The following is a 13,391-nucleotide window of genomic DNA, read 5'->3' as shown; positions in this document are numbered from 1 at the left end:
ACGCAGGAGCAGTTGCCGACGACTGCATGGATGCAGGAGCTAGAGCAACGCAGGAGCAGTTGCCGACGACTGCAGTCTTATTGGTCACTACCTCGGAAAAAGTCAGTAACAATATCTAAGCAATTGTCACAGCAAGGCTAACGCCTTGCAAGGGCTTGACCCGCCTCTAAAGAAGCGGGATTGCGCCCTTAATTTCTTTCAAAATAAATAATAAGCATTAAAAATGAACTTCCTTGATTCATTCAAGTCAAAGATTGTATGTAAATAATATGGATGAACCAGGGAGTTGATATGGACGTTTCGAATAATACCGCAGGACTGACCAGCACCGGTGCATACAATAGGGTGTCTGAGGCTAAAGCTTCCACCAGTGCATCATCAAAAAGCACTGTCACCGCCATTAATCCCCATAAGCAATTGCAACCCGCCCATGAACACCCTGCAGCAGGTCACTCCAAAGCAGGTGACTCCCTGGTTTTCAGGACGATATCTCAGGCGGCTGGCTCAATAACACAAGGAGTCACCCGCACCCTGAAGAGGACATCACGTGTTCTTGGGGTGGCTGCCAGTTGCGGCGCTACAGTGGCGAAGAAAGTCTGTTTACGTTCTCCTGAAGCAGTTGCTCAGTTTTACCATGAAAATGGTGGACTATTCGGCAAAATAGGCCAATACCTGGCAGCAACTCAGGCACCGGCTGAGTATTTTAAATCAGATCAAAAGCTTTATAACTATGTGACTGGCATGGTGAAAGTCGCAAGTCAGTGTTCGGCAGGCAAGGTTGATCCTGAGGTAATCAGGAAAGTTGTCGAGCGCAATGTGGCTAATGCTGCATTGCGTTCTGACAGGCTGCTTTCTGAAGGTGCCATGCAGGAACGATCAGGCACAGCTGATAATGACAGCGGTAGCCAGGTCATGGCTAACACTGCCGTTTCAGCAGCAACTGTCCGGCATGTTGAAACACTTGGGCGAGGGACTATTTGCCAGGTCGATCAATTTAATATTGATGGACAAGACTTTGCTGTTAAATATTTATCACCAGAATTGGCAGAAAAAATTAACACTGATGTTTCGATAATGACCGGCCTGTTTTCTAACCTTAATGACTCGGGTTTTATGTCAGAGAAGGACTTTGACGACTTTTCCAGGGCATTGAAGAGTTTTAGTAATGAGTGTGATTTATCACAGGAACTTAAGTTTACCGAAAAAGCGTCTGTGGCATTAAAAGATTTGACAGAAAGCAAGCAGTACAATGTAGCTACCGGTTCAGGCCATCAGGTGCCGGTTCAATTCAGGGTACCTGAGGTGTGTGTACCGTTATCCAGCCCCGATGCCCTTGTGATGGAGTATATTGATGGCTGTTCTCTTGATCGTACAGACGCGTTAAAGGAGAGGCTCGCTTCATGGCAGCCGGACTGGAAAGAGGGTGGAAGGTTAAGTGAAGCGGAAATAAAGACTATTATCGTCGGCATTCATAAACTTGTGCTAGCGGTTTATTTGGATTCGGTCAGTGAATCCTGTTTTTTAAACACCGATTTCCAATCGGGTAATTTCATGATGAAACTGGAGAGCGATCGTATCAGTATTTATTGTATTGATCACGCTAACAGTAGTGCCAATAACGATATTTTGCGCATAGTAAAAGATACTGTTTATTATTCAGTTGTTATTGGACTGTTCTTGCTTTTTCATAGCCGTGCTACCGGGAATGGTCTGGTTGAGGAGCAAAATACCCCCAGCCCAACGGATACAACCGACGAAGTTGATGTCCGGGATCTGGTTTACACGCCAATATCTCCGGAAATGCTGGAATCTTTAGAAGAATTTATTGAACCTCATCGTAGCGGCTTTGGACGGGGTATCATACACCCCATTGATGAATTACAACAATTTCAGAGAGAAACTACCGTTGGAGCAGTTTGCAGTCAGATTTATCATTGGTTAAAAGACATCTCGGACGATTCTAATACGAAGGGGCCTGTTCAATCAGAGGCTGCGTTTGTAGGGCTATTGTCGCGATTTTTGATCAGGCTTGCCATGGAGCATGAGGAGCAAGATATGCAGAAGGCTGGCAAAGCGACCTTGAACAAAGTCGTCGGTGTTCCTTTTGACAAATTGGCTAAAAGTCTCGGTTTTCAGATCAGACCGATCGATCCCAGGGCACTGCGGGTTGGGTGGCAATTATCTGCATATCGTCAGTATATAGGGTGTCTGGAGGCGCTATTGGATAAATTGGAGCCTGACATAGAATAGCGCCCGTCCGGGCGACCACATAATCAGTAGTTGCAATAATAAAGACCTGATCTGAATGGGTAAGTATTTTTGTGACACCCTCGACAAATCGGGGAGTATCTCTGAACAGTTGCAATGATTATCGCAGGCTGGCTCTGATCTTTTTAATGGTGATAAACAATTTGTCTGGATTATCAATAAAAGGTGCGAAACCCAATTTCTCATAAAAAGCGGCCACGCCGGATTTGGCGTCCACGATAACCAATGGGAACCCGACGGTATCGCTGGCTTGTAGTAATTTATGCAAAGCGTCAACTAACAACCACTCTTCATAACCCTGCCCGGAGTAGCATTTGTTGATGGCTAAGCGGGCAATCAGCCCTGCAGAACCGGCGCTGCTGTGTTTTTTTTTTGCAGTCTGGCAGGCAGAGCCTGCAAATCCAGTGGAATCATAGTCAGCGTGTAGTACCCGATAATGGTTTCGGGACAATCTGAGTCCTCCAGCACAAAGGTTCGGGTATTGTCGTTCCCTGCCTGTTGCCTCACCATCATTTGAAGATAATTGTTCAGGGTTAAAAACAGTTCGCAGAAATCTATTATAATCTAAAACTATCTTATAAAATCTCAAGCATGGATAAGTGATTAGTGAAGATAGGTGAGGCAGCTCGTTTGCATGGTACAGACCCAGTAACACTACGAAAATCGGAGAGTACAGGTGAGCTGCTTCCTGCCAGAAAGACCAAAGTTGGAACTTGTTACTACGACGTGTCTGAATTGATGGGCTACAGTAACGAAGCTGCGCCTACGCTTTGCTATTGCAGAGTATCCGGTCACGACCAAAAGCCAGACTTAGACAGGCAGCAAGAGTTACTGGAAGCCTGCTGTTCTGCAAAAGGTTGGCGAACTCAGGTTATACAAAAAAATGCTTGAGACTTTGCGAGATGTTGTTAACTCACAAGATTGAACTCAGACCGACAAAACAACAAGCCGATTATCTTGATAGGGCTTGTGGTTCTCGTCGTCATGCGTTCAATCAATTGTTAGCCCATTTCAATCAAGAAGGCGTTAAATGGTCAAAGAAGGCTGCGAATGAAAAATACCAGGAACTCAGGCTTGAGTTTCCCTGGTATGCCGAAGTCAGCCAACGTGTCACCAGGAACACAATCGACGATCTTCATGACGCCTTTACTCACTTCTTTCGTCGGGTGAAGAAAGGAGAAAAAGCAGGTTATCCAAGATTCAAGAAGCGAGGACTACACGACAGTTTTTCTCTCAGAGAAAAACCCAAGTTCGATGTTGATGGCAGAACACTTCGCATTGAGAAACTGAAAACCCGCATCAAGATGCGCCAGGAGCTGAGATTTACAGGAACACCCTGTCAGGTGACGATCAGTAAGCGAGCCGGAAAGTATTTCGCTTCTATTTTGGTAGACACTCAGGATTACGACCCAAAAGCACAAAGCCATGAGTCTGTAGGCGTTGATTTTGGCATCAAGGATTTAGCTATTTGTTCGAATGGCAAAACCTTTGCTGCTAATCAGAAACTGAAAGGCTCTCTGAAACGCCTTAACAGGAAACAGAGGGCGTTAAGCCGCAAAACAAAGGGAAGCAACCGCTATGTGAAAGCCAAGCGAGCGATTGCCAAACTGCATTACCGGATAAGTAACCAGCGAACAGCCGTACTACATGAGGTAAGTGATTATCTGACTTCAAGATTCAAAATAATCACCCTCGAAAATCTGAATGTCAAAGGCATGGTAAAAAACCGCAAACTGGCAAGAGCAATCAGTGATGCAGGTTTCGGTAAGCTGAGAGAACTGGTTGAATACAAGGCAGAGCTGAGAGGATGCCAGGTTGTGATTGCAGATCGGTTCTTTCCCAGCTCGAAGAAGTGTGCGGTTCATACTTGCGACTACGTAAATGACAATCTCACTCTGTCTGATCGTGAGTGGCGGTGTCCAAAATGTAAAACTCTGCATGATAGGGATTACAGTGCGAGTTTGAACCTTGATAATTACGGTCGAGACAGGTTACAGCTCGACGGGGTCGCCCAGACCCTAAACCCTACGCAAGAGTGTAGTTAGACACGATTCGTCGTGCATCCATGTCGATTGCGTAGATAAGTCTACATAATTACAGATTATGTTAGATTTTTAGTAGCGGCAGAAATACCGCAATCAAAGCCTTGACGGTCGTGTTTGCTGTTATCGAGAATTACAGTTTTCATTTATTCTCAGTCTTTTTATAACGCTGGTCTGCCTGCTTAAGTCGAGGGTTGGGTTTTAAAGCTTTATCCAGAGCCTGCACAAGCAAAAGAGCATCTTGCTGGCTCAGTTTCAGGGATCGCTCCCTGTCCATGATTTGTCTGGCCTTCTCAATAGCAGCGGACAGTACAAAGGAATTAATGCTGGAAACACCGATAATAGCCGCAGCCTCAGCCAGTAGTTCTTTTGTATCGGTATCAATACGAGCGGTGATTCTGGGGAGTGATGTTGCCATAAATCCTCCTTGTTATGTGTCAAAATGGCACATAAGGTATTGTTCAATCTTTTTTGAAAATCAAATTTATGTGCAGAAATTGCTTTATGTTCTGCATCGGGCAACCAGCCTGACCAACTCAAGGAGGTTTCTGGAACTGGAAATACCGGAGAATCGCCTCACCTCAGGCTCAAGGTGCTGGTCTCTATTTGTTTTCGATCATTCAATTTTCCTTGACCTGTCTACAGCTTTATAGCTTAAAGTTCCTTCCTGTTGATGGTTTGAGGATGCATCAGTGTGTACCGGATTTCTGAGTTAGCCGCCGCTGTAGGGCTTTCACGTACAGCGCTTCTCTACTACGAGAAGCAGCAGCTTATTTCAGGTAAAAGACTTGAAAATGGCTACCGTCTTTACAGTGATAAAGACCTTCAAAGAGTCCGCCTGATTCAGCAACTGCAGGCAGGAGGGCTGACTTTGAAAGAGTGCAAAGTTTGCCTTGAGAAAAAGATAGACAGGGACCTGTTGAAAAACCGCCTCAGGCAGCTTGATGAAGACATTGCGCTGAAGCAGCAGTCACGAGCCCTGTTGGCAGCCATGCTGGGTGAAGGTGACCTCAGAGCCTGGCATGAAGACCTTGAGAAGGTTGCTCCCGATGCTCATCTGAACTGGTTAGTGAAACAGGGTTTTAGTGAAAAAGAAGCCCTCAGATTGAAATGGTTATCAAAAGATATGAATGATCACGAGACTTATATGAACGACTTTATGAAAGTTTATGAGACGCTGGAACGCTGGGGGCCAGGCAGTGAAAAAGACACGCTGAAAGCATTATCACTGGTGCCTGAAGCCTCTGCTGATATTCTGGAGATTGGTTGTGGCAAAGGCCTGTCAACCAGAGTGTTGATGGAAAATACCGAAGCAAGCATCACTGCCATAGATAATGAACCGTCAGCACTGGCTCGATTAAAAGAGCGTTTTGAGAAGCAGGATATTTCCGGACGACTCTCCAGCGTGTGCGTCAGCATGACTGAATTGCCCTTTGAGATTGAAAGCTTTGGTCTTATCTGGTCGGAAGGCAGTGCCTATATCATGGGGGTCCAAAAAGCCCTGACGCAATGGAAGCCAATACTGCGGCCCGGTGGCTTCATGGTGGTAAGCGACCTGGTATGGCTGACTGATAATCCGGACCAGGAAGCGATGGCCCATTGGCAGCAAGACTACCCTGATATGCAGACAATCAGCACTCGTCTCAAGCAAATGAACGCTGCCGGATATAATGTAGTCGACCACTTTTCTCTAAGCCGGGAGTCGTGGGATAACTACTGCGAACCACTGAAAAAACGAATCCATGATTTGTCACCTGTCATGCCTGACTCATTAGCGCTAAAGAATATTGAAACTGAGCTGGAAATCTACAGAAAATTCCTGGGACAGTTCGGTTATCAAATGTTTGTTCTAGCAGCCTGTCGGACTTAAGACTGTCCTACACGGCAACTGCTCCTGCGTTGCTCTAGCTCCTGCATCCATGCAGTCGTGCGGTTGCAATAAATTGGTCTAAAAATCCCTGTTTCTTCGTCAAATAGCTCGCTATTCTCCTCAGAAACAGAGATTTTTATCCTCAATTTCTTGCAATCCTCGCTACGGACGCTTAAGTCCGACAGGCTGCCAGGCAAACGCGATTAAATCGATGTCTATACTTCTCCTGACGTTCCAATGTCGTGGAGAGTATTTATGGCACACATCTATAAAATCCTGGAAGTGGTAGGCAGCTCGACCGTCAGCAGCGATGACGCTATTCGCAATGCTATTGCCACTGCCAGTGTCACTCTTAATCATCTGGGCTGGTACGAAGTGGTGGAGCATCGGGGCCATGTTGAGGATGGTGAGATCGCGCACTTTCAGGTGACCGTCAGAATTGGTTTCAGGTTGGAAGACCGTGGTCAATCATCCTGATTGCCATACCCTATTCAACCTAAGCTTGCCATTCAACAGGGGTTCTCGGATACAATAGCTGTCAACGTTTAAAATTTGTTGATTGGGGAATCCCTCATGCCTTCATTTGATATTGTTTCAGAAGTGGATATGCACGAGCTGACCAATGCGGTCGATCAGGCAAATCGTGAGCTGACCACCCGTTATGATTTCAGAGGGGTTGAAGCCAGCTTTGAAAAAAGCGGTGAAAACCAGATTGTGATGACGGCCGATGCTGACTTCCAGCTCCTGCAAATGGTTGAAATGCTGAAAACCAAAATGGTCAAGCGGGGCATTGATGTTAAATGTCTGGAAGTGAAAGATCATTATGGTTCTGGCAAACAGGTCAAACAGGATGTAGTAGTTCGTCAGGGGCTGGATAAAGAGCAGGCCAGGAAAATCGTCAAAATGATCAAGGATGCCAAGCTCAAGGTACAACCAGCCATTCAGGGTGAGCAGGTTCGCGTCACGGGTAAGAAACGTGATGATCTTCAGTCCACTATTGCTTTGTTGAGAGAAGCGGATACCGAGATGCCTCTGCAATACAACAACTTCAGAGACTGATTCTGGCAGGAGGAGCCTGCCTCTCCTGTTAACCGGCATTCGGTTAATCAACATCGAGACAAAAAAATATTCCCCGGCATGTTCAGATGTGCTTTTATTAGACTTTCTCGAGAGTTCCACACTATAAAATAAGTTTGCCAGATTCGACCACTGGAAGGCCTTGACGGTATGTTATTATCTGGGCACCTTTCTATGAGTTCAACGATGAACTCTTTAACATCTGTGAAGAGAAACCCGGAGGAGCAGAATGCAACTAATGGACTCTTCTTCCCGTTCCTGGGAAGAGGCATGGAAAAGCTTCAGGCATCCAAGAGTCATCAGTGTTCTGTTTCTTGGTTTTTCAGCCGGCCTTCCCATATTGCTCATATTCAGCAGCCTTTCTATCTGGCTCAGGGAGGCAGGTGTTGAGCGCAGCATGGTGACCTTCTTTAGCTGGGCTGCCCTGGGTTACTCCTTCAAGTTTGTCTGGGCCCCTCTGGTAGACAGGGTTCCTCTGCCGTGGTTGACGAAAAGTCTCGGCCGTCGCAGAGCCTGGCTACTGCTCGCCCAGTTTGCGGTGATGGCTGCTCTTTTATTTATGGCGAGTCATGATCCTGTCTATGGGCTGACCTGGGTTGCAGTGGGTGCTGTGATGCTGGGATTCTCATCTGCTACACAGGATATAGTGATTGATGCCTACCGTATAGAAGCTGCAGGGAGCGAACTTCAGGCCATGATGTCTTCCGCGTATATTGCTGGCTACAGAGTCGGCATGCTGGTGGCCGGGGCAGGCAGTCTGGCACTGGCCAGCTGGTTTTCAGGGGGTGATGAATCCGTTTACCACTACGAAGCCTGGGCTTCTGTCTATCGCTGTATGGCTGCGTTCATGCTGGTAGGGGTTGTCACCACTTTGTTGATTCCGGAGCCTGAAAACAATCAGTCTGCCTTCTCTCAGGAATATGGCACCAGTGACTATGTTCGTTTTCTGGGGTTGTTTGTAGCAGCAGCAGGGGCTTTTGTTGCAGGCTTTACATTAACTCCTGAGCTTTCTTCCCAGCTGAAAACAACACTGGTTGATGGGGGTGTTTCAGTTCATGTTGCGGGGTTCTTTTCTGAATCCTTCCGGTTGCTGTTCAGTGTCGCTCTGGGTGGGGGGGCTGCCTGGTTAATGATCAGCCTGAACGTCGCGCCCAGGGGGATGGTCAGAGAAACCTATGTGGCTCCTTTTACGGATTTCTTCGCGCGTTACGGAAAGCTGGCGATCTATATTCTGCTGCTGGTAGGCACCTATCGGATTGCCGATATTGTCATGGGAGCAGTGGCTAATGTGTTCTACAAGGACATGGGTTACAGCAAGGAACAGATAGCAGCTGTCACCAAAACCTTTGGTCTGTTAATGACCATTGCCGGTGGTTTTCTGGGTGGATTGTTAGCCCTTCGCTACGGGGTGATGAAAATCCTCTGGATCGGTGGGCTATTAGCTGCGGTCAGTAACCTGCTGTTCTCCCTGCTGGCTCAAATGGAACCCGAAACCTGGATTCTGGCTGTGGTCATCGCAACTGACAATCTTAGTGCAGGTATTGCTTCTGCAGCCTTTGTTGCTTTCCTCTCCAGTTTGACGAACCGGGCATTCACAGCGATGCAATACGCAGTCTTCAGTTCACTGATGTCGCTTGTGCCGAAACTGATGGCGGGGTACTCAGGTAGCGTGGTGGATGCGGTGAACTATCCTATCTTTTTTGCAGGCTCCGCTATTCTTGGTTTGCCGGTGCTGCTGTTAATCAGTTATGTGCAAAGACTTATGGAGCAATCGGAGGAAGCTGCACGCGATTGACAACAGGCGGGCTGAAAGCTCGCCAAACCTGGGAGCCTGACCGAGAGTAGCGCCCGTCCTGCCGCCGCACGACTGCATGGATGCAGGAGCTAGAGCAACGCAGGAGCAGTTGCCACGTAGGGCAGACTATTCTCGGTCAGCCTCCTAGCGTTTGATCTCGGCAATGAGTTTTGCCTGCCATTGTTCTTTTTCCTGCTCAGGGAGCTTGCCGAGAGAATCTCTGCAAATGTGCACCATTGCCTGGAGAATGGTTTCGGGCTGATAGTTAAGGTTTTCCAACTGGCGAATAATTTCAATTGCCAGAGCAATGTCTTCCGGGTACTGATCCTGATCGTTCAAACTTTAGTCTCCACTCCATTGATGTAGCTTCAGATTGACCTTGCCATTAAGAAAAGTAATGCCTTCTGACTCAAGCAAGGATTGCTGTTGCTGATACTTGGCGCTGGTTACTGGAAACGAAATCTGTCCCTTGCTATTGATGACTCTGTGCCAGGGAAGTCCGGAACCTGAAGGCAGTTGCTTCATAATGTTACCGACTACCCGGGCATAGCCCGGAGCACCGGCCATATTGGCCAGTTGTCCATAAGTGACCACCTTACCCTCGGGTATTTTGGTCAGGATGAGCCAGATATCGGATGGACTGAATGGTGCTTGCAAGCCTGGTCTCCAGAGTGATTGAAAAAGTAGTCATCGAGGGGTGGATATCATCAGCGAACTTGCCAAGCATATCTCAATCTGTTGGCCATTTGTCGTGAAAAGTTTTTCAATTTTCCCCGACGAAGCACATTAAGCTGGCAAGACAAACGACGATTCTGCCCTTTTGTTCGTTCCGGGCACCCGTTTGTAGAGGTAAAACAGATGCCTATAGCGGCTTTCCCTCTTGTTAAGCTTTCATTAATTTGGAACTCTTGTCCCCCTTAAAAAGCAATAATACATCGATTCATCGAGGGGTATTCATGGGGCTCCAGTGTTTCAGGGGCATTGGCCGTTTTCCTGGGTTGCGTACAGTCTGGGTACTATTTCTTTCCTGCATGGCAACAATGGCCCATGGGGATAAGATATGGATGGAAAACGGAGATGTAATCAGTGGCAAGATCATCGGGCTGGAAGCGGGCAAACTGACTGTTTCTACCCGGTATGCGGGAGATATTTCTATTAACTGGCGCCATGTTCGTTCTCTTGAAACCGATCAGCCCGTCTGGATTGGTTTGATTGGTGAGAAAGAGGCTCAGCAGCGTCAGTTAAAGAGCGATGGTGATCAACTGGTGGTTGTGGATCCCGACGGTTTTGAGCGGAGCTTCTCGGCAGCCTGGCCAGTAGCAGAAATTCGCCGTGAACAACCCTTGCTGGCTTCAAACTGGAACATTGCAGGCAAGGTCAACTTTGGGTTGGACAGTGATCAGGGTGAGGACAATGAAACCACCTTCACGCTCAGTGGCAATCTGGATATCAATGACGAGTGGAACAAGAACAGTTTTAAGTGGGACATTGAAGTAGAGAAAGAAGAAGACTCAGACTCTGCCACCAAAGAGTGGGAGCTGGGGTATGCGTACAGTCGCTATTTCACTGAACACTGGTTTGTTCAGGGCTCTCTGGACCAGGAGTACGACTCCACGGAAGATCTGAGATCAAGACTGACACTGGGAGGGTCGGTCGGTTACCGCTTCAGGGAAACGGTCAAAGAAACCTTGATTACTACTGTCGGCCTGACCCATCTCTGGGAAGATTATCAGCTCGAAGATAACCAGAAAAACCTGGCCGTGACAACAGGGCTGGTGTACCGGAAAAAGCTCATTGATAATCTTGAGTATTACTTTAACAGCAAGCTGTTTTACCGTCTGAACTCAGGTCAGCAGTGGTTGTTTGATGGAGAGCATGGTTTGAGGGTGGGGTTATCTGAAAGTCTTTCTTTAAACCTGATGCATTATCTGGATTACGACAGTATTCCAACAGAGGGGGCTGACAAAACCTCCAGTCAGATCAAGGTGGGCATTGGTTATTCCTGGTAGAGAGGATGAAGGCTGGCCGCAGAGACTGATAGCTTCTGCGGCGACTAATCAGAGACGTAAACCTCCATCCAGTTCCAATACACGACCATTGAAGTAGTCGTTTTCAAAAATGAAGGCGACGGTTGCCGCAATCTCTTCAGGCTTGCCCATACGTCCAGCCGGAATACCTGCATTCATTTTGGCGCGGGCTTCAGGCTTCATGCCCAGCGTCATTTCTGTCTCAATCATGCCCGGTGCAATTGCCGCACTCCTGATGCCAAAACGAGCCAGTTCCCTGGCCCAGGATACTGTCATAGCCACGACACCGGCTTTAGCGGCGGAGTAGTTGGTTTGTCCAAAGTTGCCTGAGCGGGAAATGCTGGCAATGTTCAGAATCAATCCTTTGCTGCCTGAATCAATCATGCTGGCCGCCACCTCACGACCACAGAGAAAAACACCCGTGAGATTGACGTCAATGACTGACTGCCATTTTGCCAATGAAAGCTTGTCAGTGACCTTGCCGTCTTTTGCCCTGATCAGTAAGCCGTCACGCAGGATGCCGGCATTATTGATAAGACCATTGAGCGGGCCCAGTTTCTCTCTGGCAAGCCTGACACTGTTTTCTACTTCCTGCTCATTGGCGACATTGGTGGGCAGGGCAATGGTTTTTGCTCCCAGCTCAGAGCATTCTTTTAACGTCTGATCCAGGGCTTCGCCTTCAAGATCTATCAGTCCAAGGCCGGCACCTTTTTTTGCCAGGTGCAGCGCCATGGCCTTACCCAGACCACGGGCAGCACCGGTAATCAGGATGTTGCTTCGTTCAAGATTCATTCTTTTGTTCTTCTGCGTCTGAAAATTACTTATTGATTGTAACGGAACATAGCGAATTCTCTATGAACGGCTCTGTTATCTGGAGCAGCCATTAATAAGAGCTGCTTTGTCAGAGTTCTTCCTGATCAGCCAGAGATGTAGCGATATCTTTCACTATCAGAAGAGCCTTTTTGGATAAAGAGCCTCTCTGGAACTCTGAGCCCGCAACCTGGCCTTTGTTTATTGACGAGAACATCGATCAAATTACTCTGGCATATAGCGCCCAAACTCCTTAGCCGGAGGTTTGGGGATATTACCAGCAGCGTCAGGGTTTAAATTCGGGTATTGGGCCAGCACTTTTCTGATTTTGGATTGCAATTCGCCAACCTCTCTTTGGTCTGATGCGTTTTGTTCCCGAATTTCTGCGTACTCTCTGGCTATTGGCCCGCGACGGACGAAAAGAGAGGGTTTGACAGGAAAGTTTCGGAGTATGATTTTAACTCTCTTTAATTCATCCTCACTTAAGACAGGTTTGAGTGCATCAAGCAGTTGTCGTTGGGAAAGGAATGAATAGTCCTGATTCTCCTTGCTGACAAACCTTTCTAACTCCACGCCAGCCCTGTAGAGATGAGCCGGGTTATCTCCACGCAGGACATTTCTCCGGTTACTGCGGCCAGACGACAACAAACCATCGACATAACCTTTCAAATGCCCCGCCATACTATTAGCTTCCTGCCGGAACTCGGCCAGGCGATTCTCATAGGCTTTCTGTGAATGTCTTTTGTATCTTGCTTTCTCCTCCGATAGAAGAGGCTTAAGTTCCGACATCTTTTTCTGATGTTGAGCAATTAGCTCCTTGAGAACCGTGATTTCGTGAAAGTCCCTGTGAAGCTGATGTCTTAGCCCTTCCATCGCAGTTTCTATACACTCCCTGGCTACAGGCTTCATACTGCCGGCAAGCATATTTAAGCCCACTAAAGCAGTGGCTGCGCCGGCAGCTGCACCACAGACCCATGGGTGTCTCTGGACGGTATTTTCAAGCACGGTAATGACGCGATCGGCCAGAGCTGCACCGGCTGGCGCAGTAAAGGGAGTCCAGTTCTTTACCAAAGTATCCAGAGAAACAGCTCCGGCAGAAGCAGCCCCTGCCATGAGGGCTAGTGAAGGTATTAATTTTCTCCGGGTTCCATTCACCGGATCATAGGTTAAAAAAGTTTCCCTGATACCTTGAAACAAACCCCTGTTAGAAGCATTGGCTGGTGTGGAAACAGGCTGCCCCACTGCCAGGCTCTGAGCCATTGGATTACCGATCTGCATAACGAAACTCCTGTCAGTTAAATTGAGGTAAATTGGCTGATTTAAATGCGTTACCAGCCTGCAAGAGAATTTCGACCTCAATTCTCGAATAAAGTTCCAACTATAAGAGTCTGCGGTATTGTTCAATGATTGCGTGTCTGCCTGATGATTAGTTCCTTACTGTGAGAGGGCGATCTCTGAAAGCTCAAGAGGGATTGCGGTGATATCATCCTTTGACAAGCCCG

Annotated in this window: 13 protein-coding genes and 1 pseudogene; 8 read left to right on the top strand and 6 right to left on the bottom strand. The window is 47.6% G+C overall.

Annotated features, from left to right (window positions below; all coding sequences use genetic code 11):
* Positions 1-291 precede the first annotated feature (291 nt).
* Positions 292-2,250: an AarF/UbiB family protein gene (locus P6910_RS19920; RefSeq protein ID WP_317142997.1), complete on the top strand. Its 1,959-nt coding sequence runs from the start codon at positions 292-294 to the stop codon at positions 2,248-2,250.
* 118 nt (positions 2,251-2,368) lie between these two features.
* Here P6910_RS19920 and P6910_RS19915 read toward each other — a convergent pair.
* Positions 2,369-2,799: pseudogene (locus P6910_RS19915) on the bottom strand (GNAT family N-acetyltransferase); the annotation flags it as partial.
* Positions 2,800-2,874: 75 nt separating this feature from the next.
* On the opposite strand from P6910_RS19915, the gene P6910_RS19910 reads away from it, so the two are divergent.
* Positions 2,875-3,159, top strand: a complete 285-nt coding sequence (locus P6910_RS19910; RefSeq protein ID WP_317142996.1) for a hypothetical protein — start codon at positions 2,875-2,877, stop codon at positions 3,157-3,159.
* Positions 3,160-3,170: 11 nt separating this feature from the next.
* The gene (locus P6910_RS19905) at positions 3,171-4,313 is read left to right on the top strand and encodes an RNA-guided endonuclease TnpB family protein (RefSeq protein WP_317142995.1); all 1,143 of its coding nucleotides are present in this window, start codon (positions 3,171-3,173) and stop codon (positions 4,311-4,313) included.
* A gap of 139 nt (positions 4,314-4,452) precedes the next feature.
* Here P6910_RS19905 and P6910_RS19900 read toward each other — a convergent pair whose 3' ends face one another.
* Entirely contained in the window at positions 4,453-4,728 is a 276-nt protein-coding gene (locus P6910_RS19900) for a DUF1778 domain-containing protein (RefSeq protein WP_317142994.1), read from the bottom strand.
* Positions 4,729-5,004: 276 nt separating this feature from the next.
* Here P6910_RS19900 and P6910_RS19895 point away from each other — a divergent pair, with 276 nt between their 5' ends.
* The 4 genes from P6910_RS19895 to P6910_RS19880 all read left to right on the top strand — a co-directional run bounded on the left by P6910_RS19895 (position 5,005) and on the right by P6910_RS19880 (position 9,052).
* On the top strand, positions 5,005-6,180 hold the full coding sequence (locus P6910_RS19895) for a MerR family transcriptional regulator (RefSeq protein ID WP_317142993.1): 1,176 nt from the start codon (positions 5,005-5,007) through the stop codon (positions 6,178-6,180).
* A gap of 255 nt (positions 6,181-6,435) precedes the next feature.
* Positions 6,436-6,657: a dodecin gene (locus P6910_RS19890; RefSeq protein ID WP_317142992.1), complete on the top strand. Its 222-nt coding sequence runs from the start codon at positions 6,436-6,438 to the stop codon at positions 6,655-6,657.
* A gap of 96 nt (positions 6,658-6,753) precedes the next feature.
* Positions 6,754-7,239, top strand: coding sequence for a YajQ family cyclic di-GMP-binding protein (locus tag P6910_RS19885; RefSeq protein ID WP_317142991.1), 486 nt, complete (start codon positions 6,754-6,756; stop codon positions 7,237-7,239).
* A 247-nt stretch (positions 7,240-7,486) separates the two neighbouring features.
* Positions 7,487-9,052 (top strand): AmpG family muropeptide MFS transporter, encoded by a 1,566-nt coding sequence (locus P6910_RS19880; RefSeq protein WP_317142990.1) that lies wholly within the window; start codon positions 7,487-7,489, stop codon positions 9,050-9,052.
* A 144-nt stretch (positions 9,053-9,196) separates the two neighbouring features.
* Here P6910_RS19880 and P6910_RS19875 read toward each other — a convergent pair whose 3' ends face one another.
* Together P6910_RS19875 and P6910_RS19870 are read right to left on the bottom strand one after the other, a co-directional pair.
* Positions 9,197-9,391 carry a hypothetical protein gene (locus P6910_RS19875; RefSeq protein WP_317142989.1) on the bottom strand — a complete coding sequence of 65 codons (195 nt, stop codon included), beginning with the start codon at positions 9,389-9,391 and terminating at the stop codon, positions 9,197-9,199.
* Positions 9,392-9,394: 3 nt separating this feature from the next.
* Positions 9,395-9,709: an MGMT family protein gene (locus P6910_RS19870; protein ID WP_317142988.1), complete on the bottom strand. Its 315-nt coding sequence runs from the start codon at positions 9,707-9,709 to the stop codon at positions 9,395-9,397.
* A gap of 407 nt (positions 9,710-10,116) precedes the next feature.
* Between P6910_RS19870 and P6910_RS19865 the strand changes: the two genes are divergently transcribed.
* Positions 10,117-11,061 carry a DUF481 domain-containing protein gene (locus tag P6910_RS19865; protein WP_317142987.1) on the top strand — a complete coding sequence of 315 codons (945 nt, stop codon included), beginning with the start codon at positions 10,117-10,119 and terminating at the stop codon, positions 11,059-11,061.
* A gap of 48 nt (positions 11,062-11,109) precedes the next feature.
* On the opposite strand, the gene P6910_RS19860 is transcribed toward P6910_RS19865, so the two are convergent.
* Positions 11,110-11,871: an SDR family oxidoreductase gene (locus P6910_RS19860; RefSeq protein ID WP_317142986.1), complete on the bottom strand. Its 762-nt coding sequence runs from the start codon at positions 11,869-11,871 to the stop codon at positions 11,110-11,112.
* A gap of 243 nt (positions 11,872-12,114) precedes the next feature.
* Complete coding sequence (locus P6910_RS19855) at positions 12,115-13,167, bottom strand: hypothetical protein (RefSeq protein WP_317142985.1); 1,053 nt, start codon at positions 13,165-13,167, stop codon at positions 12,115-12,117.
* Positions 13,168-13,391 lie beyond the last annotated feature (224 nt).

The sequence above is a fragment of the Endozoicomonas sp. 8E genome (assembly GCF_032883915.1).
GTDB lineage: Bacteria > Pseudomonadota > Gammaproteobacteria > Pseudomonadales > Endozoicomonadaceae > Endozoicomonas_A.
Note: the sequence above shows the minus strand (reverse complement) of the source record. Positions and strands in the feature narration are given on the sequence as shown.